General features: G+C 48.4%; 18 protein-coding genes, 1 other RNA gene, 1 pseudogene and 2 other annotated features. Of the genes and pseudogenes, 17 read left to right on the forward strand and 3 right to left on the reverse strand.

All coding sequences use genetic code 11. The features are described from left to right. Positions 1–70: 70 nt before the first annotated feature. From yajC to DVG79_RS02630, 9 genes and pseudogenes are all read left to right on the forward strand, one after another. A complete protein-coding gene (yajC, locus tag DVG79_RS02585; RefSeq protein ID WP_012370963.1) occupies positions 71–361 on the forward strand; it encodes a preprotein translocase subunit YajC in 291 nt (96 codons plus the stop codon). Between the two features lie 153 nt (positions 362–514). Then, positions 515–2,726, forward strand: a pseudogene (secD, locus tag DVG79_RS16225) (protein translocase subunit SecD). A 69-nt stretch (positions 2,727–2,795) separates the two neighbouring features. Then, entirely contained in the window at positions 2,796–5,105 is a 2,310-nt protein-coding gene (recJ, locus tag DVG79_RS02600) for a single-stranded-DNA-specific exonuclease RecJ (RefSeq protein ID WP_114595339.1), read from the forward strand. Beyond that, the gene (locus DVG79_RS02605; protein ID WP_012370959.1) at positions 5,084–5,602 is read left to right on the forward strand and encodes an adenine phosphoribosyltransferase; all 519 of its coding nucleotides are present in this window, start codon (positions 5,084–5,086) and stop codon (positions 5,600–5,602) included. The genes recJ and DVG79_RS02605 overlap by 22 nt, the downstream gene beginning before the upstream one ends. 139 nt (positions 5,603–5,741) lie before the next feature. After that, positions 5,742–7,940 carry a RelA/SpoT family protein gene (locus DVG79_RS02610; protein WP_114595340.1) on the forward strand — a complete coding sequence of 733 codons (2,199 nt, stop codon included), beginning with the start codon at positions 5,742–5,744 and terminating at the stop codon, positions 7,938–7,940. Between the two features lie 13 nt (positions 7,941–7,953). Beyond that, entirely contained in the window at positions 7,954–8,391 is a 438-nt protein-coding gene (gene dtd, locus DVG79_RS02615; protein WP_114595341.1) for a D-aminoacyl-tRNA deacylase, read from the forward strand. Between the two features lie 56 nt (positions 8,392–8,447). Then, positions 8,448–8,671 (forward strand) — a binding site (T-box leader). A 41-nt stretch (positions 8,672–8,712) separates the two neighbouring features. Further along, complete coding sequence (gene hisS / locus DVG79_RS02620) at positions 8,713–9,990, forward strand: histidine--tRNA ligase (protein ID WP_114595342.1); 1,278 nt, start codon at positions 8,713–8,715, stop codon at positions 9,988–9,990. Further along, on the forward strand, positions 9,990–11,756 hold the full coding sequence (gene aspS / locus DVG79_RS02625) for an aspartate--tRNA ligase (protein ID WP_114595343.1): 1,767 nt from the start codon (positions 9,990–9,992) through the stop codon (positions 11,754–11,756). Before hisS ends, aspS begins: the two co-directional genes overlap by 1 nt. A 61-nt stretch (positions 11,757–11,817) precedes the next feature. Continuing rightward, the gene (locus tag DVG79_RS02630; RefSeq protein WP_114595344.1) at positions 11,818–12,405 is read left to right on the forward strand and encodes a DNA-3-methyladenine glycosylase; all 588 of its coding nucleotides are present in this window, start codon (positions 11,818–11,820) and stop codon (positions 12,403–12,405) included. A gap of 90 nt (positions 12,406–12,495) precedes the next feature. Here the strand turns inward: DVG79_RS02630 and DVG79_RS16285 are convergent, their stop codons facing one another. Continuing rightward, positions 12,496–12,618, reverse strand: coding sequence for a hypothetical protein (locus tag DVG79_RS16285; protein WP_012370953.1), 123 nt, complete (start codon positions 12,616–12,618; stop codon positions 12,496–12,498). Positions 12,619–12,758: 140 nt separating this feature from the next. Here DVG79_RS16285 and DVG79_RS02635 point away from each other — a divergent pair, with 140 nt between their 5' ends. The 3 genes from DVG79_RS02635 to DVG79_RS02645 all read left to right on the forward strand — a co-directional run bounded on the left by DVG79_RS02635 (position 12,759) and on the right by DVG79_RS02645 (position 15,078). Then, entirely contained in the window at positions 12,759–13,958 is a 1,200-nt protein-coding gene (locus DVG79_RS02635) for a DASH family cryptochrome (protein WP_114595345.1), read from the forward strand. Between the two features lie 67 nt (positions 13,959–14,025). Further along, a non-coding RNA gene (gene ssrS / locus DVG79_RS02640) (6S RNA) lies at positions 14,026–14,215 on the forward strand. 98 nt (positions 14,216–14,313) lie between these two features. Beyond that, positions 14,314–15,078 carry a tRNA threonylcarbamoyladenosine dehydratase gene (locus tag DVG79_RS02645; protein ID WP_114595346.1) on the forward strand — a complete coding sequence of 255 codons (765 nt, stop codon included), beginning with the start codon at positions 14,314–14,316 and terminating at the stop codon, positions 15,076–15,078. Between the two features lie 35 nt (positions 15,079–15,113). On the opposite strand, the gene DVG79_RS02650 is transcribed toward DVG79_RS02645, so the two are convergent. Beyond that, entirely contained in the window at positions 15,114–16,427 is a 1,314-nt protein-coding gene (locus tag DVG79_RS02650) for a replication-associated recombination protein A (protein ID WP_114595347.1), read from the reverse strand. Positions 16,428–16,490: 63 nt separating this feature from the next. Here DVG79_RS02650 and cymR point away from each other — a divergent pair, with 63 nt between their 5' ends. From cymR to DVG79_RS02670, 4 genes are read left to right on the forward strand one after another with little or no spacing between them, the layout of a single operon-like run. Beyond that, a complete protein-coding gene (cymR, locus tag DVG79_RS02655) occupies positions 16,491–16,898 on the forward strand; it encodes a cysteine metabolism transcriptional regulator CymR (protein WP_026827839.1) in 408 nt (135 codons plus the stop codon). 13 nt (positions 16,899–16,911) lie between these two features. Further along, positions 16,912–18,042: a cysteine desulfurase family protein gene (locus DVG79_RS02660; RefSeq protein WP_114595348.1), complete on the forward strand. Its 1,131-nt coding sequence runs from the start codon at positions 16,912–16,914 to the stop codon at positions 18,040–18,042. 12 nt (positions 18,043–18,054) lie between these two features. Next, positions 18,055–19,179 carry a tRNA 2-thiouridine(34) synthase MnmA gene (gene mnmA, locus DVG79_RS02665; protein ID WP_114595349.1) on the forward strand — a complete coding sequence of 375 codons (1,125 nt, stop codon included), beginning with the start codon at positions 18,055–18,057 and terminating at the stop codon, positions 19,177–19,179. Positions 19,180–19,192: 13 nt separating this feature from the next. Then, on the forward strand, positions 19,193–19,849 hold the full coding sequence (locus tag DVG79_RS02670; protein WP_114595350.1) for a tetratricopeptide repeat protein: 657 nt from the start codon (positions 19,193–19,195) through the stop codon (positions 19,847–19,849). A gap of 49 nt (positions 19,850–19,898) precedes the next feature. On the opposite strand, the gene DVG79_RS02675 is transcribed toward DVG79_RS02670, so the two are convergent. Beyond that, entirely contained in the window at positions 19,899–20,447 is a 549-nt protein-coding gene (locus tag DVG79_RS02675; protein ID WP_114595351.1) for a VOC family protein, read from the reverse strand. 117 nt (positions 20,448–20,564) lie between these two features. On the opposite strand from DVG79_RS02675, the gene recD2 reads away from it, so the two are divergent. After that, positions 20,565–22,790 (forward strand): SF1B family DNA helicase RecD2, encoded by a 2,226-nt coding sequence (gene recD2, locus DVG79_RS02680; RefSeq protein ID WP_114595352.1) that lies wholly within the window; start codon positions 20,565–20,567, stop codon positions 22,788–22,790. Between the two features lie 42 nt (positions 22,791–22,832). Further along, positions 22,833–23,050 (forward strand) — a binding site (T-box leader). Positions 23,051–23,075 lie beyond the last annotated feature (25 nt).

A 23,075-nucleotide genomic window follows, 5' to 3' on the forward strand; every position in this document is an offset into this window, starting at 1 on the left:
AAATGGTCTGACAATTCCATTCTTTTTACGGTATAATGAACGTGATTTGAATGAAAAGGAGCTGACTCAGATGCAACAACTATTGACTTTCCTCCCGATGATCTTGATCTTCGTGGTGTTTTATTTCTTGTTGATTCGTCCACAGAACAAACGCCAGAAGCAAGTGCGTGAGATGCAAACCCAATTATCACGCGGTGACTCGATCGTAACGATCGGTGGCCTTCATGGGGTCGTACAAAAAGTAGATGAGACAACCGTCACATTGAAGTCGGGTAACGCGCAATTGACGTTTAACCGTAGTGCGGTCGCAGAAGTTACGAAAAAAACTACGACTGTCATGGACGACGAAATCGTCGAATAAGGCTCGAAAAAGACGCTTTCCGAATTCGGAAGCGTCTTTTCTGTTTATATATGAGAAAAACGATTGCTAAGATTACCAATTCTTATGTAAGCTAGGATAGGATAAGAAAGTTGTCTGAAAATATACAGGGATTGAGAGAAAGGACAATGTAGCATGATTAAGAAGGGAAAACTGGCCACGTTCTTCATTATCGTCGCCGCGCTGCTCGTTTTGATTGGCACGACATCGAATTGGCTCTTAAAAGACACCAAACTCGGTCTAGACTTAAAAGGCGGATTTGAAGTCTTGTATGAAGTACAACCACTAAAAGAAGGCGATGTCATCGATTCCAATGCGATGAGCGCGACGCTGACGGCAATCGAAAACCGGGTTAACGTACTGGGTGTTTCGGAACCGGACATCCGGATCGAAGGAGACAACCGGATTCGTGTTCAACTGGCAGGTGTCAAAAATCAAAGTGAAGCCCGTCAGATTTTATCCTCGACTGCCGAACTGTCATTCCGGGACATCAACGACAAAGTGTTACTTGATGGATCAGACTTAAAGGCAAAAGGAGCGAAAGTCGGATACGATCCGCAAACAAACGCACCGCTCGTCGAACTGACAATGAAGTCGAAAGAAAAATTTTATGAAGTGACACAACAAGTGTCTAAAATGCAACCTCCTGCAAATCGTCTTGTCATTTGGCTCGACTATGAAAAAGGGGATACGTACGAAAAAGAGATTCAAAAAGAAAATTCAAAAATCGTCTCCGATGCTTCGGTCCAACAGCCGATCAACTCGGATAAAGCCATCATCTCTGGTGGTGACATTACAGCAGAATACGGAAAACAACTATCGTCAATCCTGAATGCCGGAGCACTACCCGTCAAACTGGATGAAATCTATTCGACGTCTGTCTCGGCCGCGTTTGGTCAAGATGCCCTCGATCAGACATTGTTTGCATCAATGATCGGTGTTGCAGCCGTCTTCCTCTTCATGTTGCTGTTCTACCGGGTATCTGGTTTAGTGTCGATCATTACATTGTTGTTCTATATCTATCTCGTCATGATTTTCTTTAACGGGATTAATGCAGTCTTGACATTGCCGGGTATCGCTGCGCTCGTACTGGGTGTCGGGATGGCAGTTGATGCGAACATCATCACGGCAGAACGGATCAAAGATGAACTCCGAAGCGGGAAATCCGTCTTGTCCGCCTTTAAAGCCGGTAACCGCCGCTCATTTGGTACGATTCTTGATGCCAACTTGACGACGTTGATTTCAGCAGGCGTGTTGTATTACTTCGGAACAAGTACCGTCAAAGGATTTGCCATCATGCTGATGGTCTCGATTGCCGTTACGTTCATCACGAATGTTTTCATCTCACGTTACTTGATGCAACTTCTCGTCAGCAGCCGCTGGTTTGATAAGAAAAAAACCTGGTTTGGCGTAAAGGAGGATGAAATTCGTGAACTTTAATCCAACGAAATTTGATTATGTGAAGCATCGGAAAGTTTACTTTGCAATCACGATTGCGCTTGTAGTCATTTCGATTCTACTGTTGGCCTTCCGCGGCTTGAACCTCGGAATCGACTTTACAGAAGGAACACGCGTTGAAATTTCTTCAACGAACACGATCAAAGAAGCAGAGGTTCGTTCCGTCATTGAAGAGGCCGGAATTGATGCCGCTGAAATCAATGGTGTGCAATTCGCGCAAGGCGGAAAGCTCGCGAACGTGACGTTCGTCGGAGAATTCGATCAGGAGCAAATCTCGAAAATGAAACAAACGATTGAAGCAAAATATAAAAAAGAACCAAGCATCTCGACAGTGTCGGCACAAGTCGGTCAGGAAATCGCCCGTAACGCGATTTATGCCGTCTTGCTGGCTTCACTCGGAATCGTTATTTACGTCTCGTTCCGTTTCCAACCGCTATACGGGATTGCGACTGTCCTTGCTTTGCTCCATGATGCGTTGATGATCATTGCCTTCTTCTCGTTGTTCCAGATTGAAGTTAATCTGTACTTCATCGCAGCGATTTTGACGATCATCGGTTATTCGGTCAATGATACGATTGTTACCTTTGACCGGGTCCGGGAAAACTTGGGTCTTGCTGAAAAAGGTGGCCGTCAAGTGACGTTCAGTGAATTGTCGCATATCGTCAATGAATCGATTCAACAGACAATCATTCGTTCAATCAACACGGTCGTCACAGTCATCATGACGGCAGCGGCACTCTACATCTTCGGTAGTGAAGCGATCCGTGGATTCAGTCTTGCCTTACTCGTTGGTCTGATCATGGGCATGTATTCTTCGATCTTCATCGCAGCCCAACTGTGGCTCGTCATGAAAGGTCGGACGCTGAAATCAACAAAACAAGCCTCATAACCTGACCCGTGTTAGCTATCGCTAACGCGGGTTTTGTTCTATAATGATGAAGTTGATTGGAGGGATTAGATGTATCATTCAAAGAAAACATGGATCGATAAGCAAGTCGATTCCGTTAAAATAGACGAACTGGCTGGCCAGGTGAACGTTTCCCATCAAGTCGCACACTTGCTCGTGCAACGTGGCTTTGAGACAGCGGATCAAGCTAAAGCGTTTTTGGAAACCGATCAAATGGCGTTTCATGATCCGTTCCTGTTCCAGGACATGAACAAAGTAGTCGCCCGGATCCAGCAAGCGGCTGATGAAGGTGAGATGATTTTGATTTACGGAGACTATGATGTCGACGGCGTCAGTTCCGCTGCGATTTTATGGCATGCGTTGATTGAAATCGGTGCGATGGCGGAATGCTACATTCCGAATCGGTTTACAGAAGGTTACGGACCAAACGAGGCAGCGTTCCGCTGGGCGGCAGAAGAAGGATTCGGTCTCGTCATCACAGTCGACTGCGGAATTTCCGGTATCGAGGAAGCCGCCGTCTTAAAAGAACTCGGCGTTGATTTAATCATTACCGATCACCATGAAGCAAAAGACGTCTTGCCGGACGCTTTCGCCATGATTCATCCGGGTGTTGATTCCAATTACCCGTATTCGAAGCTTGCCGGTGCCGGTGTTGCCTTTAAGGTCGCCCATGCGTTATTGGGACGTGTGCCGGAAGAATTGCTTGATTTGGCTGTACTCGGAACGATTGCCGACTTAGTGCCGCTCGTCGGTGAAAACCGGTTGCTTGCAGCGAAAGGGATTGAAGCGTTAAATGCCAGTGAACGACCGGGTATTTTAGCGTTACGGAAAGTCTGCAGTCTCGTCGAAGACGAGTTGACGGAAGAGTCGGTCGGGTTTGCCTTCGGTCCCCGGATCAATGCAGCCGGTCGACTCGACTCGGCGATGCCGGCGCTTGAGATGTTACTCGCGGAAACAATAGAAGAAGCCAGCCTGCTTGCAGAACAACTCGACCAACAAAATAAACAACGGCAGGATATCGTCAAAAAGATTGCCGAAGAAGCGACCGACCTCGTGGAACAGCATTATCTGGCAGACCGTGTCTTAGTCGTCGATTCGGATCAATGGAATCCGGGTGTCGTCGGAATCGTAGCGTCCCGGCTTGTTGAAAAGTATCATCGACCTGTGATTCTTTTGTGTCATGATGCAGAAAAAGGGACGGCAAAAGGTTCTGGCCGTTCGATTGCCGCATTTGATCTCTTTGCCGAGTTGAATCAGTCGGCTGATATACTACCGCACTTCGGAGGACATCCGGCTGCTGCCGGAATGACATTGTCATCAGAAAACGTCAGTGTTTTACGGGAACGATTGAATGCCCAAGCGGCAAGTTTGCCGGAAGAAGCGTTCATCGCGACGACAGAAATTGATTTACGCCTGAATGTTTCGGATGTCTCCATCGGCTTGATTGAAGAGATGGGACGACTCGCACCGTTCGGTATGGGGAATCCGTCACCGCGTGTCGTCGTGGAAGATGCCAGCATCCGAGACTTAAAACGGATTGGCCGTGATTTGACCCACCTGAAGGTTCTCGTGACCGACGGAAAGACCGAACTGGATGGAATCGGATTCGGTTTTGGTGACGCCGTCGACGAAGTGTCATCACTCGCAGAAGTGTCGTTAATGGGGAGTCTGAATATCAATGAATGGAACGGTTTCCGTAAACCGCAACTGATGATTCAGGATTTAGCAGTCGTCGATTACCAACTGTTTGATTACCGTGGTGGCAAGAAACCGTTGACGGATGTGTTTGAACTTCCGCATGATACGACGACGTTTGTCGCCTTCTCGGAAGAAACACAAACCAAATATGCCGAGCGTACGCTAAATGGATCTGCTAAGGCAAACGTCGTCTTTTTGGATCTGCCGGAAGAAGAATCGGCCTTCTTGCCTTATTTGAACGAAGCCGAACGGATTTACTGTGCGTTTAAAGACGAAGGATACTATTTCGAGACGATTCCATCCCGGGAAGAATTTAAGCATTACTTTAATTACTTTGCGAAATGCCCCCGTGATGAGCTCCGAATTGGACTTGTTCGTTTGTCGAAATCGCGAAAATGGTCGAAACGTTCGATTAACTTTATGCATTCAGTGTTTTCGGAACTTGATTTTCTTGTTACAATGGAGGACGGGCTGCCGGGTGTGAACCCGAACGCTGAAAAACGAGACTTGACGGAAGCTGCGACGTACAAGCGTCATGAGGAACGTCAACGTCTTGAGCAACAATACATTTATTCGTCACTCGCTCAGTTGAAAGAGCGTTTTGATACTTTGGTAGAAGCGGCGAAGCAGGAGGAAATGACATGGAGTTCAAACAGCATATAAAAGAGGTCGAAAACTGGCCGAAAGAAGGAATCAGTTTCAAAGATATCACATCCCTGATGCAAAACGGTCCTGCTTACAAGCAGTCGGTCGATGCCTTGATCGATTATGCCCGTAAACAAGGAGCGGACGTCATCGCTGGACCGGAAGCACGCGGATTTGTTGTCGGCTGCCCGGCAGCATACGCGATGGAAATCGGATTTGTACCTGTCCGTAAAGAAGGAAAATTACCACGTGAGACGGTCCGTGTCGAGTATGGCCTTGAGTACGGAAAAGATGTCTTGACGATGCATCACGATGCGATCCAACCAGGACAACGCGTCGTCATCCTGGATGACCTACTGGCAACAGGCGGAACAATCGAAGCGACAATCAAAATGATCGAGCAACTTGGTGGAACGGTTGCCGGAATCGGATTCTTGATCGAGCTCGACGGTTTAGGTGGACGTGAAAAATTAGAAGGATACGATATTCTTTCCTTAATTCGTTACGCAGATTAATGAATCGCAAGTACCTTCCCGACAGTGGTCGGGGGGGTATTTCTTTTTATTTTGACATATTATCAAAATTTCACGATAATAGAGGATATATATTAGGGATTCAGCGTAATCAATCCCGGGGACTGGGTGAGGATAAGGGATGACAAATAAACAAATCGTAAATGTAGAAGACCTTCTCGCTCGATGTGCGGAGTACATGACAGAGGCAGAAGTTAAAGATATCGAACGCGCCTATCAATTCGCAAAAGACGAGCATGACGGACAATTTCGTCGATCGGGTGAACCTTACATCATTCACCCCGTTCAAGTAGCGGGGATACTAGTGGATATCGGTTTGGATGCGACAACGATTGTTGCCGCGCTTCTTCATGATGTCGTCGAGGACACCGATATTACGCTGGAACAACTGACGGAACGATTTGGAGCAGATGTTACGATGCTCGTCGATGGTGTGACGAAGCTTGGTAAAATCAAATACAAGTCGAAACGGGAAGAACTGGCTGAGAATCATCGGAAGATGTTCATCGCGATGGCCGAGGACATTCGGGTCATCTTGATCAAGCTGGCCGACCGTTTGCACAATATGCGGACTTTGCAACACATGGTCAAAGAGAAGCAAGTACAAAAAGCGGAAGAGACACTTGAAATCTTTGCCCCGCTTGCTCATCGTCTCGGGATTTCGACGATCAAATGGGAACTGGAAGACATCAGTCTGCGTTATATCAACCCGCAACAGTACTACCGGATCGTCTCGATGATGAAACAAAAGCGGACCGAACGGGAAGCACTCGTCACGTCTGTCATCGATGAAGTCAATGAGGTCCTGGAAGAAGTTGAGATTGCAGCTGAGGTCGATGGTCGTCCAAAACATATTTATTCCATCTATAACAAGATGCAAAACTCGAAAAAAGAGTTCAGTGAGATTTATGACTTGATGGCGGTCCGAATCATCGTCGATTCGATCAAGGATTGTTATGCGGTGCTCGGAATTATTCATACGCAATATAAACCGATGCCCGGTCGCTTCAAGGATTATATTGCGATGCCAAAACCGAATATGTACCAGTCGTTGCATACAACGGTCATCGGGCCGAAGGGTGAACCGCTTGAAGTGCAAATTCGGACACGCGATATGCATTTCATCGCCGAGTACGGAATTGCCGCTCACTGGGCGTATAAAGAAGGAAAAGAGCAGGAAGCCAAATCAGGTTTTGAAGATAAAATTGCTCATTTCCGTGAAATCTTGGAACTCCAAAAAGATACGGCGGACGCGGAAGAATTCATGGAATCAGTCAAAGTCGATTTCTTCAGTGATATGTTATACGTCTTTACGCCAAAAGGAGACGTCATCGAGCTGCCGAAAGGTTCGGTCCCGATTGATTACGCGTACCGGATTCATACAGAAATCGGTCACCGGACAATCGGTGCCAAAGTCAACGGACGGATGGTGCCGATTGACTATAAATTGAAGACCGGTGACATCATTGAAATCGTCACATCCAAACACAGTTATGGTCCAAGCAAAGACTGGCTGAAAATTTGTGTGTCGAGTCAGGCGAAAAATAAAATCCGTCAATGGTTCAAACGCCAGCAACGGGAAGAAAATGTCTCAAAGGGCCGCGAATTAATTGAGGCGGAAGTGAAGAAACTCGGTTTCGAGCCAAAAGACGTCATCAATGAAAAGACGCTCGAAGACGTGACACGGAAGTTTAACTTCGGTCAGGAAGAAGATATGTATGCGGCAGTCGGCTATCATGGACTGACCGCGGCTCAAGTCGCCCATAAATTGACGGAAAAATTGCGCAAAGACAAAGAATCGAAGAATATGGAATTAAACGAAGCCATCAGCGGGATGAAGACATTTGACCGGCCGCAGAAACAGAATCCGGAAGGGGTTCGCGTCAAAGGGATCGACAATATGTTAGTCCGCATGAGTCGTTGCTGTAATCCGGTTCCGGGTGACGACATCGTCGGCTATATCACCCGTGGCCGCGGGGTTTCGATTCACCGGTCCGATTGTCTGAACGTCATTCATGAACAGAATCCGGAACGGTTGCTTGAAGTCGAATGGGAACACGAAGGAAAAACAGTCAAGAGTTATAACGTCGAAATCGAAATCTCCGGTTTTGACCGGGCAGGTCTGTTAAATGACGTTCTCCAATCGGTATCCGCGATGAATACGAATATCGTAGCCGTCAGCGGGAAGGGAAACGACAGCAAACAGGCGAAGATTTCAATGACGATTGCAATCGACAACGTCAACCATTTGCAAAAGGTCGTTGATCGGATTAAACAAATATCAGACGTCTATGCGGTGCATCGCGTCATGATGACATAAGGAGCGGATAGAAATGCGAGTCGTATTACAACGGGTCAAAGAAGCAAGTGTGACGGTCGAAGGGGCAGTTACCGGTCAAATCGATCAAGGATTTCTTTTACTCGTCGGGATCACGCATGACGATACGCTGGAGCAAGTCAACTGGTTGGCGGACAAAATTGCCGGTTTACGGGTGTTCGAGGATGAAGAAGAGCGGATGAACCGTTCGTTGCAGGATGTCGAAGGGGAAATCTTATCGGTGTCCCAGTTCACCTTATACGGAGACATCAAAAAAGGCCGTCGTCCTGCCTTTACGGAAGCGGCAAAACCGGATCTTGCGAACGAGTTGTATGAAGCGTTTAACGCGCGTTTACGTCAGCAGGGAATTGTTGTTGAAACGGGACAGTTCGGAGCGATGATGGACGTCGCACTCGTCAATGACGGACCGGTCACGCTGATTTTAGAAAAGTGACCAAAGTCTTGACAGGATCTTTTGAACGAGGCAATATAAAGGATAACAGAACGAATTAAGAACCGATGACGAAGAAGAGTAATTTAGATCTCGGCTGCATAGAGAGTCGCCCCCCGGCTGAAAGGGTGATCAGACGAACTAGATGAAAGACCCTTTTGAGGTATTTTCCTGAAACGAACAGAGTAGGGAAAATCGTAGGCAGGCGTTAACTGCACCGAGTGGCTGAGAATTTTCAGCAACCAGGGTGGTACCACGGGATCTTCAGGTTCTCGTCCCTTTGCGGACGAGGACTTTTTTTGTATTCAAAAAGGAGGAATTAGGATGAAATTACCACGCGGAACGTTTGATGTACTTCCGGGTACAGTAGAACGTTGGCAGTATATTGAAAACCAATTGCGGGAGATCAGTAAACGGTACAACTATAAAGAAATCCGGACACCGATCTTTGAAGAAACAGAGTTGTTCAAACGGGGTGTCGGTGAGACGACGGACATCGTTCAAAAAGAGATGTTCATGCTTGAAAAACGCGGGAAGGAACAATTTACGCTTCGTCCGGAAGGGACAGCAGCCGTCGTTCGTTCATTCGTGACGAATAAACTCTACGGCGCCGCCAATCAACCGGTCAAACTCTTTTATATCGGACCGATGTTCCGCTATGAACGTCCGCAAGCCGGTCGTTTCCGCCAGTTACACCAATATGGCGTCGAGGCACTCGGCAGCGAAGAACCGGCAATCGATGCAGAAGTCATCAGTCTTGCGATGAGTATTTACCGCTCGTTTGGTCTGAAAAAACTGAAGCTCGTCATCAACTCGCTCGGAGACAGCGAAAGCCGCGCCGCGCACCGGGAAGCACTGGTCAATCACTTCAAACCGGTCGCCCACGAGTTATGCCAGGATTGTCAGAACCGTCTCGAAGCGAATCCGCTCCGGGTACTGGATTGCAAAGTCGACCGTAATCACCCGAGCATGGCGACAGCGCCGTCGATCCTCGACTTCCTGAACCCGGCTTCGAAAGACTATTTCGATCAAGTCCTGTTGCACCTGGATGCGCTCGGCATCGAATACGTGATTGATCCGACACTGGTTCGAGGACTTGATTACTACAATCACACGTCGTTTGAGATCATGTCGGAAGCAGAAGGATTCGGCGCAATCACGACGCTTTGCGGCGGCGGACGTTATAACGGACTCGTCGAACAAATCGGTGGACCGGCCACACCGGGAATCGGATTTGGAATCGGGATCGAACGTCTGTTGATGGCGCTTGAAAATGAAGGTGTCCTGCCGGAAATCGATGATGCGATTGATGTCTTCATCGTCGCGCAAGGCAACGAAGAAGTTGAAAAAACGGCAACACGCCTGCTGCAATTGATGCGTCTCGAAGGACTTGCCGCTGACCGTGATTATCTCGGACGGAAGTTCAAAGGACAATTCAAAGCGGCCGATCGGATGAAAGCCCGCTTTACTGTCATTTTGGGAGACGAAGAAGTCGAACGTGGAGCAGCAGCGTTAAAAGACATGTCGACCGGTGAACAGATTGATGTGCCATTATCAGCTGTCGCCGATACGATTGTCGCGAAATTAAAGGAGGAAGCATAATGATCGGACGTACACACATGAACGGAACCGTAACAGAAGAAACAATCGGCCAAGCCGTTCAATTAAAAGGATGGGTTCAAAAACGACGTGACCTCGGAGGATTAATTTTCCTTGATCTTCGTGACCGGACCGGGATCGTCCAAGTCGTCTTCCAACCGGAAAACGAACAGGCGCACCGCCTGGCGGAATCGATTCGTTCGGAATACGTACTCGACATCAAAGGGACGGTCGTCCAGCGTGAAAATCCGAACCCGAACATCCCGACCGGACAAGTCGAAGTCGTCGCAGACGAAGTCATCATCTTGAATGCTTCGAAAATGACGCCGTTCCCGATCAGTGAGGAAGCGGAACAGACGTCAGAAGATCTTCGTCTGAAATACCGTTACCTCGATCTTCGCCGTCCGTCGTTACAAGAGACATTCCGTTTGCGTTCGAAAGCCTCGAACATCATGCGGAACTTCCTTGACGAACAGGACTTCCTCGAAGTCGAGACACCAATCTTAACAAAATCGACACCGGAAGGCGCACGGGATTATTTGGTTCCGAGTCGTGTTCACCCGGGGGAATTTTACGCTTTGCCACAATCACCGCAATTGTTTAAGCAATTGCTAATGGTTTCGGGCTTTGAGCGGTACTTCCAAATTGCCCGTTGTTTCCGTGACGAAGATTTACGGGCCGACCGTCAACCGGAATTCACACAAGTCGATATCGAAACGAGCTTCATGGACGTCGAAGATTTATATGCAATGATGGAATCAATGATGACACGTGTCATGAAAGAAACGCTCGGAAAAGAGATTTCGACACCGTTCCCGCGGATGCCGTATGCAGAAGCGATGAGCCGATTCGGTTCAGATAAACCGGATACGCGTTTTGGTCTTGAATTGATTGATGTCGCAGAAGCGGTCACAGGAGCCGGCTTTAAAGTCTTCGATATGGCGCTAGAATCAGGCGGCGAAGTCAAAGCGTTGAATGTCAAAGGCGCAGCCGATCAGTTCTCCCGCAAAGACATCGATAAATTACAAGAATTCACAGCGATTTATGGAGCAAAGGGTCTTGCCTGGGTCAAAGTGACAGCAGAGGGACTGAACGGTCCAATCGCGAAGTTCTTTGACGAGACAGCCACAGCTCGACTCGTCGAAGCGACGGCAGCAGAAGCTGGTGACTTACTTGTTTTCGTCGCAGCAAAAGCTTCGATCGTTGCCGACAGCCTCGGTGCACTGCGACAAAAACTCGGGAAAGAACTCGGTTTGATTGACGAAACCGTCTTCAACTTCCTGTGGGTAACAGACTTCCCACTCGTAACGTTCGAAGAAGCGGACGGCCGTTTTTATGCGAACCATCATCCGTTCACGATGCCGCGCCGGGAAGATCTCGAGAAACTCGAGACAGACCCGGGCAGCGTCCTTGCCGTAGCCTATGACCTCGTCTTGAACGGGTATGAGCTCGGTGGCGGATCACAACGGATTTACGAACGTGATATCCAGGAGCGGATGTTTAAATTGCTTGGCTTCACGGAAGAAGAAGCAAACGAACAGTTTGGTTTCCTGATGGAGGCGTTCGAGTACGGCACGCCGCCACACGCAGGTATTGCACTCGGTCTTGACCGTCTTATTATGCTGCTTGCTGGTCGGACGAACTTACGTGATACGATTGCGTTCCCGAAAACAGCTTCGGCAAGCGATCTGCTGACAGCGGCACCAAGCCCGGTTTCAGATGCACAACTGAACGAACTGTCGATTCGGACAGCTGTCAAACAATCATAATACCAACAGATTTCCTTCAGTCATGAGGGGAATCTGTTTTTTTAATGGAGGAGGATTCGTGATGGAGCGCACTTTTTTTGAACGGTCACCGGTTGAGGTGGCGCCGGAACTGTTAGGGAGTCTGTTGACGGTTGATGAGGTCACGATGCGGATTGTCGAAGTGGAAGCATATCTCGGACCGCACGATCAAGCCGCCCATTCTTACAGTGGACGACCAACGAAACGGACGGCACCGATGTTTGGACCAGCCGGTCATATTTATGTATATTTTACCTACGGCATGCATCATTGTTTGAATATCGTCTGCGGGGAGGTTGGGGAAGGATACGGAATTTTGTTGCGCGGAGCGGAAGTCGTCCACGGACATGATCTCGTTGCAAGCCGCCGTTTTGGAAAAATGTATGCGGACCTGACGAAAACCGAGCAAAAAAACCTCGTTAACGGTCCCGCTAAATTATGCCAAGCGTTCGGGTTGATGACAGAAGATTCCGGAACCGATCTCTATACGGATCACCGTTTTCAGATTGAAGCCGGTCCAGTCACTGAAGTCGTCCAGACAACCCGGATCGGGATTCCGAATGCAGGAGAAGCGACAGCCTATCCGTGGCGGTTTTATGAGGCGGGAAGCACCGGGGTCAGTAAAAAATAAACGGAATGACAAACAGACGTGTCGCTGATGGACACATCTTTTGCAAAAAAAAAACGTGTTTCTCAAAAAAGAGAAGCACGTTTTGCTGTTTTATCGTTTTGGTGTATTGATTGATTTTTTAGATTGCTGTTTTTTATAAAATTTGTAGACGATTGGTCCGACCGTCGTAGCAAGTGTGATTAATGTTCTTAATTTACCTTTTTTAGCAGCCATGAAATAATTCACTCCTTAGTAAGTTGTACTAATCATATTCCACGAAAACAAAAAGTTAAAACCTTTCCGGCACATCGGTTCTTTGCGAAAGGAAATAAGATTGAGATAGTACGGGTAGAAAAGAGAAAGGAGCTGATGACGTGGCAGGAGTCGTATGGTATCGAAAAGATTTGCGGGTCGACGATCATGAAGCATTGATGCGTGCATGCAACGAACAAAATACGGTCCGTGCAGTATTTATCCAGCAGGAATCTGGAGACCGTGGAAAACAGCAAGTAAGGTTTGAACAGGAAACGCTTCAGTCCTTGCGGGAACACTTGGCACAACTCGGCGTCGAACTGACGATTTTACAAGGGGAGACAGTCGAACAACTGACATCGTTTGTTCAACCGGATGACGTCGTTTATTTTCACCGGATGACGGGTGAATACGAAGCACGACAGGAAAACGAAGTACAGAAGCGTTTTACCACGCGGATGTACGAGACCCAAACGCTCCATCTCCGGGAAGATATCGGCAGTGACGAACTGAAACGTGTCTTCACGGCATTCCGGAAAAGAGTTGAGCATGACGGCCGCTTTGCGGATCCAATCGAAGCACCGGAGGAAGTTCGGTATATTGAACCACCCGGTAAGCAAACGGTGGATTCTCGAACGGCATTCCCGTTTGCGGGAGGGGAAACGGCAGGACGTAATCGCTTGGCTGCTTACTTGGAAGGTCCTGTCTTTACCTATAAAGAAACACGAAACGGATTTGACGTCGATGACTCTTCGAAATTATCCGCCTGGCTGGCAAACGGTTCGCTGTCCCCGCGACGGGTCATGGCAGAACTTCAACGGACCGAACGGGAACACGGCGCTAATGAATCGACATACTGGTTGTATTTCGAATTGTTATGGCGCGACTTTTTCCATTTGACGATGCGCGAGACGGGACACCGGCTGTTTCGTTCTAATGGATTACGGGACGGGCATATGACGTGGAAGACGGATCAAGCGGCGATTGATTGCTGGATCGCCGGCGAGACGGGCGAACCGTTTGTTGATGCCTTCATGCGGGAAATCAAGGAGACCGGTTGGATGTCGAACCGTGGACGTCAGATTACGGCCAGTTATCTGATTCATGATTTAAATCAGGATTGGCGGATCGGCGCGCGATACTTTGAACAGCAGCTGATTGATTATGATGTCGCCTCCAATTACGGGAACTGGGCGTATATCGCAGGAGTCGGAAATGCGACCCGGACACCCCGGTTTAATCCTGAATTTCAACAACAAAAATATGATCCGGCCAAAGCATTTATCCGACGCTGGATGTCAAGCGAAACGACTGAAAAATGACCAAATTTTAAGAGTCAGAACCAGTTGCATTTCGATAAGGGGAATGCTATATTAAATGCAACAGATGGGGTTCCTGAGATGTACGAGAGCCGCCTTTTATCTTTGAGCCACTCTTTTTTGATAGGGAGTTTGACGTTCCAACTAGTAGTACATGCCTCGTAACACAGCAGGAGGACGTACGAATAGGAATCGGATAAGACACCCACCTGCGCAGCAGGTTCAAAAATAAGGTATCGACACGGCACTTCGGGTCCCATCGTTTCTTTTTTTAGATGAATCACACCATACGTCGCATGACGTTTTTTTTTATGATATAATTCCGAGTAAAACAGTATGAGTATTGTGAGGTTATGAGATGTTAAATCAATTTTCACGTAATGAATTAGCAATCGGTAAGACCGGACTTGACGCATTGGCATCCAAGTCTGTTGCGATTTTAGGAATCGGCGGCGTCGGCTCGTTTTCAGCGGAAGCCCTGGCCCGCAGCGGCGTCGGCCGTTTGATTCTTGTTGATAAAGATGATATCGATATCACAAACGTCAACCGTCAGATCCATGCCTTGTTACCGACAGTCGGTCAACCGAAAGTCGATGCCATGGCGGATCGTTTGATGCAAATTAATCCGGATTTAGAAATTGTCCGCTTGAAAATGTTCTACAACGAAGAAACGTACGAAGCCTTTTTTGCAGAAAATCCGGATTATGTGATTGATGCTTCGGATACAGTATCGTTTAAGATTCATTTGATTAAAGAGTGTAAACAACGTCAGATTCCAATCATCTCGAGTATGGGAATGGCAAACAAGATGGATCCGACACGAATCAAGATCGTTGATATTAAAGATACGAGTTACGATCCGCTTGCAAAAGTGATCCGGACGCGTCTGCGTAAGGAAGGAATCCATAAAGGAGTCCCCGTCGTCTTTTCAGATGAACCACCGGTCAAAATCATCGAAGAAGTCCGTCAAGTCGTCGGTAACGATGAGGCGTTTATTCGGAAAGCTAAAATGCCGCCGAGTTCAAACGCGTTTGTTCCATCGGTTGGTGGATTGATTGCGGCAAGTTATGTCATCAATGAGATTGTCCGGGAAGCTGGCGTCATCATCGAACGTGTCCGTTAAAAAAGCGACCTCAGCAGGTCGCTTTTTCTAATCGTTTACGGTTGTTTTTTCCAAAAATCGAGCCGTGCCTGTAATTGTTTTTCAAATCCGCGTGGACTCGGCTTATAAAAAATCGGTTTGGTTCGTGCCAGGTTCTCCGGCCAATAGTTCTGTTTGACATACGCATGGGGAAACTGGTGCGGATACTGATATTCGACACCATTGCCGAGTGCTGCGGCCCCAGCATGATGTGCATCTCGTAAATGCGGAGGAACCGGACCGCCATCTGATCGACGGACGAGTTCAAGTGCCTGATCAATCGCTGTAATGACAGTGTTTGATTTCGGTGCGGTCGCGAGATACAGCACAGTTTCAGCGAGCGGAATCCGTGCCTCCGGAAATCCGATGTACTCACAGGCCCGGGCACACGCATCAACGATCAGTAGCGCTTGCGGATCGGATAATCCGATGTCTTCTGCTGCATGGACGTAGAGGCGACGAACGATGAAGCGTGGGCTTTCCCCGGCTTCAATCATGACAGCAAGCCAGTAAAGGGCAGCGTCGGGATCCGAGCCGCGAATCGACTTGATGAAGGCCGAGATGACATCGTAATGCCGGTCTCCGTCTTTATCGTATTTCAACGCTTTTTGCTGAATCGATTCTTCGGCTACAGCAAGGTCAATCGTGATTTCACCGTCAATTTCCGGTGTTGTCAGAACGGCGAGTTCGAGTGCGTTGAGCAGTGCCCGGTAGTCACCGTCCGAAAGCTTCACATAATGCTCGACGGCCTCCTCGGTGACAGTGACCGGATACTTGCCGAGACCGCGGTCCGGGTCTTCTAAAGTCCGGTGCAGAACAACGCGCAAATCGTCTGTCGTCGGTGTCTCGAACCGGAAAACAGTCGCCCTGGATAACAGGGCAGCATTGACTTCAAAACTTGGGTTTTCCGTCGTTGCGCCAATCAACGTGATTGTTCCGGCTTCGAGGGCCGGCAGTAAGGCATCCTGCTGCATTTTATTGAAACGGTGGATCTCATCTAAAAATAAAATGGTTTTTTGTTGGTCAAACTGCAAACGGGATTCCGCTGCTTTTAAGACTTCACGCAACTGATCCAGTTTTGCCGTGACGGCATTCAACTGTTCAAACGCTGATTTCGTATAACTGGAAATGACACGGGCGAGCGTCGTTTTTCCGGTTCCCGGGGGTCCGTAAAAAATAACGGTTCCGAGCCGGTCGGCGAGAATAGCCCGGCGTAACAGGGTCGATTCTCCAATCAAATGGCGTTGGCCAACGATTTCATCCAGTGATTGAGGGCGCATCCGATTGGCGAGCGGCCCGGCCGGAGAATGTGATTCAAATAAATTAGCCATAGGTAGCGTTCCTTCTTTCAACTTTTAGCTACTACTATACTAGAAAGGATGTCTTTTCGCATGATGAAAATCTCGACAAAAGGCCGTTATGGTCTGACAATCATGATTGCACTCGCCAAAGGAGGCGAGGCAAAGCCATTGTCTTTAAAAAAAATTGCCCAGATGTATGATCTGTCCGAGCACTACCTGGAGCAATTGATTGCCCCGCTCCGAAATGGCGGTCTCGTCAAAAGTGTCCGCGGAGCATACGGTGGATATAAATTAGGCCGTTCAGCCGAAGACATTACCGCAGGGGATATCATCCGTCTGCTCGAAGGTCCGCTTGTCGTCGTCGAAGGCGACAATTGTGATGAAGTGACGAAACGGAAATTGTGGGATAAAATTCAAAGTGCCGTCGATCAAGTACTTGATACGACGACATTAAAGGATTTAGCGGAAGAAGACGATACAGGTTATATGTTTTATATATGAGAGGTGAAAAACGATGATGTATTTTGATCACGCTGCAACGACGCCGATGCGCCCCGAAGTGCTCGAGAAGATGACACCATATATGCTGGAACAATTCGGAAATCCGTCAAGTGTCCATGCATTCGGACGAACAGGGCGGGCTGCGATTGACACGGCACGACGGGTGATGGCGACGGAATTAAACGCCAAACCGACGGAAATCATCTTTACGAGCGGTGGCACGGAATCCGATAACTATGCCATCCTCGGTGCGGCCATCCAGTATCAATCGAAAGGACGTCATGTCATCACAACGCGATTTGAGCACCATGCCGTACTTCATGCTTTCGAGGAACTGGAGAAACGTGGATTTGACGTGACGTATCTTGATATTCCGGAGTCGGGCATCGTGACGGAAGAGGCTTTGCGTGCAGCCGTTCGACCGGATACGATTTTAGTATCGATGATGTTCGGGAATAACGAAGTCGGAACGGTCCAGCCGATTGCGGCATGCGGTCGTTTCCTGCGGGAACAACAGATTGTGTTCCATACGGATGCTGTTCAAGTATTTGCGAAGTCGCCCATCGATGTAGAAGCGATGCACATCGATCTGCTGTCGGCATCGGGTCATAAAATCAATGGACCAAAAGGCGTCGGATTATTATATGTCCGGTCTGCTATCAAGTTAGCGCCTCAATCGTATGGTGGGGAACAAGAACGCAAGCGTCGTGCCGGAACGGAAAACGTCGCCGGAATCGTCGGGTTTGCGGAAGCTGTCCAACTGACGGTAGCGGAGCGGGAAGAGCAGACTCGACAGTACCAGCTGTTACGGACGATCTTGCTCGAACGGTTGCGAACCTCAACGATTGATTTTGAAGTCAACGGGGCGGAAGGCTTGCCGCAAGTCCTCAACCTGTATTTCCCAAACGTCGAAATTGAGCCGTTTTTAATTATGCTCGACATGCGAGGGATTGCCGTTTCAAGCGGAAGTGCCTGTACGGCAGGATCGGTTGAGCCGTCGCATGTCTTGTCAGCGATGTACGGTGAAAATCCACGGACGAAACAATCGGTCCGGATCAGCTTTGGCCGGGGAAACGACGTGTCACAAGTCGAACTGCTCGCACAAGGCCTGATAGATGTCGTAAAATCGTTTCAGAACAATTAAGAGGTGAAAATAATGAATACACGCGCTAAAGCACCGGAGGAAACAACGGTCGTCGTCGGGATGTCCGGCGGTGTCGATTCGTCCGTTACGGCTTATTTATTAAAACAACAAGGGTACAACGTCATCGGAATCTTCATGAAGAACTGGGACGATACCGACGAAAACGGATTTTGTACAGCAACGGAAGATTACGAAGATGTCATCGCCGTCGCCAATCAAATCGGCATTCCGTATTACGCAGTCAATTTCGAAAAAGAGTACTGGGACAAAGTCTTTACGTACTTCTTGGATGAATACAAACTAGGCCGGACACCGAATCCGGATGTCATGTGTAATAAAGAAATTAAATTTAAAGCATTTCTTGACCATGCGATGCGCTTAGGGGCAGATTTTGTTGCGACGGGCCATTATGCACGGGCTGTATATGAAGACGGTGAGCATAAATTATTACGCGGCGTCGATACAAACAAAGATCAAACGTATTTCTTGAACCAACTGTCGCAGGATCAAATCGCTAAAGCGATGTTCCCGATTGGACACATGGAAAAATCAGAAGTGCGGAAAATCGCCGAAGAAGCGAACCTCGCGACGGCGAAGAAAAAGGATTCGACCGGTATTTGTTTCATCGGGGAACGGAATTTCAAACAATTCCTCAGTCAGTATCTGCCGGCGCAACCGGGTGAAATGCGGACACTTGACGGGACAACGATGGGGCGGCATGACGGTCTGATGTATTACACGATGGGACAACGCCACGGTCTCGGGATTGGTGGAGACGGAGAACCATGGTTCGTCGTCGGGAAAAACCTCAAAGAGAATATCCTGTTCGTGGAGCAGGGATTCCATAATGAATTGCTTTATTCAGAAGGATTATATGCGTCTGATATCAGCTGGACGGCAACGATGCCGGTCGGGACAGAATTCCGTTGTACAGCGAAGTTCCGTTACCGTCAAACGGATACACCTGTGACGGTTCGTATTTTGGACGGCGGACGGTTAGACGTCGCGTTCGACGAACGGCAACGGGCGATCACACCGGGACAAGCAGTCGTTTTCTATGACGGAGACATCTGTCTTGGCGGGGCGACGATTGACGATGCATACAAAGCCGGCAAACAGTTAACGTATCTTGCGTAAGGGAGAGAATGAAATGAACTACAACGAAGTCGGGTTCCGACATCTGGAGTCCGGGAATTATGAACTGGCGGCTCAAGCTTTTAACGATGCCATCGAAGAACAACCAAATGATCCGACGGGTTACGTCAATTTAGGGACATTGCTCCAATCAATGGACGATGCTGATCGGGCACTCCGGTTTTACGATAAGGCATTGACGATTGATCCAGCGTTTGCCAGTGCCCACTATGCCAAAGGGGCATTATATTTCTCGGCGGATTTACTGGTGGAAGCCGAAGAATCATTGCGCCTTGCCTTGTTACATGGACTCGATGACGCGGATCTTCATTTCATGCTCGGTCTGACATATCAAAAGCTCGGTGATCCGGTCCGGGGAATTCCGCGTTTGAAGCAAGCGACGGAACTGAACGGGGTAGATGTTGAAATCGCCTTCCAGTACGGTCTTGCCCTTGCTCAGAACGAACAGATTGAAGAAGCGGCTGAAATCTTCGAGCAGGTCTTATTGCTGGAAGAGACACACACGGATGCCCGTTATAACTATGCCATTGCACTGGCTTTTTTAGGTCAGCAGGAAGCATGTTACACGGAACTTGAAACTGTTCTTGCCTATCAGCCGAACCATACGATGGCACAGGATGCGAAAGCGAAGATGGATGCCTTATTGAACTAAAAAAAGCGTTGCGACCGATGAACATCCCGGTTTCGCAACGCTTTTTTCGTCAATGTCCGACTTCACGTACAATCCGTAACGGTGGACCGGAAAAGTCTTCATACGCTTCGTCCATGTTTTTCGTATACAGTTCGATGACATTTTGTTCCGTATCTTTAAAGTAAGCGGAGTATTCCTTATCATTCGATGTCTCCTGTTCATCCCATTCACGAATTTTGACATCAATTGAAGCAGTACGCAACAGATCAAGGGCTTCTGTGAATTCATTTTTCTCGACATAAAAGGCGCAATGGACATGGACTCCGCCTTCATCGTACAAACTGTCCCACTCTGTGACAGGAAGGTGTTTGACTGTCCGTTCTTCCATTGTAAAGTCACGTTTGAGCCAAAGGCCGAGACGGGTGTTTCCGCCAATATACAACCACGTCGCCCAAACACCGTCCTGCTTTTCCTGTTCATGACTCGGCTCGGCATCTTCCGGTGCCCACTGTTCAACAATCGGAATACCAAGCGTCCCATTCCAGAAGGCAACAGCCCGTTCCATATTTTCCACTTCCAGCACTAATTCACATAATCCGGCAATTGGCAATCGTCCCATGATTTGTTCCTCCATTCAATTATTGATTCAAGAAATGTTTCCCTCATTTAAAATCCCTTAAACGAATGCTATGATTGGAACAGCGTAACGGAGTTCAGACAGAAAGCAGGTGGAGTGATGGAGCACCCCCATCAAGTAGTCGGCCGCATTAAACGTGTGCTTTTTTCCTCCGAAGAAGAAGCCCATTCCATCGTTTTGATGGCAATTAAAGAAAAGAACTTTGAATTAAAAGAAACAGAACTCGTCGTCACAGGAACCGGTGTCGGAATCGAACTCGGCGGAACGTACCAAGCATTCGGACGATTGATTGATCATCCGCGATTCGGTAAACAACTAAAAGCAGAGTTAATCCGCCGGTCGGTTCCGATGACGAAACACGCAGCCGTCCGTTTTTTGACGAACGGTTCGTTTACCGGCATTGGTCCGAAAACAGCGAAAAATATCGTCGATGCTCTTGGTGAAGATGCCATCGATATCATCTTAAAAGACAGCAAGGCGCTTGACCGTGTTCCGGGACTGAAGCAAAAACAAGCGGATGTCATCTTCAGTCGCCTGGCGACACTATACGGGGTCGATCAACTGATGCTCTTTTTAGCACCGTTTGATGTTACGCCGAAACTCGCGGCGAAGATTTATGCGGCATATGAAGGAGACGCGATGGCGAGAATTCGCGAAAATCCTTATTCTTTAATGTACGAAGTCAGTGGCATCGGTTTTAAGACAGCCGATCAAATTGCCTCGCACTTGGGGCTTATCGGCTTGCATCCGGAACGGGTCGCAGCGTCCATCATGCATATACTCGAACAGGAGGCGGGAGAGGGGCATGCGTTTGCAACCGTCGAATCACTGCTGCAACGGGCACCCCGTCTGCTTGGAGAAGATCCCGGCGAACGTCTCGAACAAGCGATCGAACTGTTGTTGACCGAAGAGAAGGTCAAACTTGAAGAAGGCTGTTTATATTTGCCGACGATTTTTTATGCGGAAGTTCGGGCGGCAAAGGAACTGGCCCGTGTCATGGCGAACGGAGCGGAACAGGAAGTTGATGTCGCGACGATTCTGTCGGCCATCGGTCAGCTCGAAGAACGATTCGGTATGGAATATGCCGTCCAACAACGGGAAGCCATCGAACTGGCGGTCAAAGCACCGTTGATGGTCTTGACGGGTGGACCGGGTACCGGGAAGACGACCGTCATTAAAGGGATTTTGCACGCGCTTCAGGAAATTCATGATTGGCCGCTTGAAAAAAGTCAGGTCAAGTCGGGTGAGGTCTATCCGTATGTGCTTGTCGCCCCGACCGGACGAGCGGCAAAACGCTTGTCGGAAGCGACGGATGTTCCGGCGATGACCATCCATCGTTTGTTAAAATATGACGGGTCAAATTTTCAATTGGACGAAGATCAACCGATCTCAGGCAAGGTTTTGATCATTGATGAATCATCGATGATAGATATCTACCTGTTATCGAGTTTGCTACGAGCAGTACCAAATGGGATGAAGATTTTATTTGTCGGCGATCGTGATCAACTGCCGTCGGTCGGACCGGGACAAGTCCTGGCCGACTTAATGGACACAGACGGCATTCCGGTCGTTCGGCTCAATGTCGTTCACCGGCAAGCCGAGGATTCCTCGATTCTTCGGCTGGCTCACGATTTGAAAAACCGGGTCACTTCAGCTGACTTGCTTGCTCCGTTATCCGACCGGCGATTTTATTCGCTCGCCCCGCAAGAGTCGTTACGCGGTATCGCCGCCTTCGCGGAAAAAGCACTGGCGAAAGGTTATTCGAAGTTTGATGTCCAAATCCTGGCACCGACGTATCGTGGACAGGTAGGGATCGATGAACTGAACATCGTCCTGCAACAGGTCTATAATCCGGAAGCGCCTAAAAAACGGGAAGTCAAACAAGGGACGCGGATTTACCGGAGCGGAGACAAGATTCTTCAGCTCGTCAATAATGCCGAAGAAAATGTCTACAACGGAGATATCGGCGAAATCGTCAACATCTTTTTTGCAAAGGAAAATGTCGACAAAGTGGATAAAATCATTGCCCGGTTCGATCAGACGGAAGTCGAATACAACCGGAGTGAGTGGGATCAATTCACGCATGCGTATGCGATTACGATTCATAAAGCGCAAGGGTCGGAGTTTCCGATTGTCCTGATGCCTGTCTTTTTCACCGGAGCCTTTAAACATTCCCGTAATCTCATCTATACGGCCGTCACACGGGCAAAAGCCAGTTTGTTGTTGTTCGGAGATCCCCGTGCCTTTTATAAAGCTTCCCAGGAGGAAGAACCACGGCGGCGGACCCGGCTGATTGAACGGCTCGGCGGTATGACAAAAACTTGACTGAATGCACCAGATAGGTAATAATCACGGTAGATGAATGGACGCAAAACGTTGATGGAAGATAAGTAAGTCGTAATCTTCATGACCAGAGAGAGATGGATCTGCTGCAACCATCTTCATGACGATTCGATTGAAGCTCCTTCCGGAGTCGAGTGTAAACACTTGCGGGTAATCTCCGTTAACGGATTTTTCGAGGTAAAGAGAGCACCTGTCTTTACGAACGAGGGTGGTACCACGAAAGCGATGCTTTCGTCCCTTTTCAGGGATGAATGTATCGTTTTTTTG

Origin of the sequence: Exiguobacterium sp. RIT594 (assembly GCF_003339585.1) — a bacterium.
Lineage (GTDB): Bacteria > Bacillota > Bacilli > Exiguobacteriales > Exiguobacteriaceae > Exiguobacterium_A.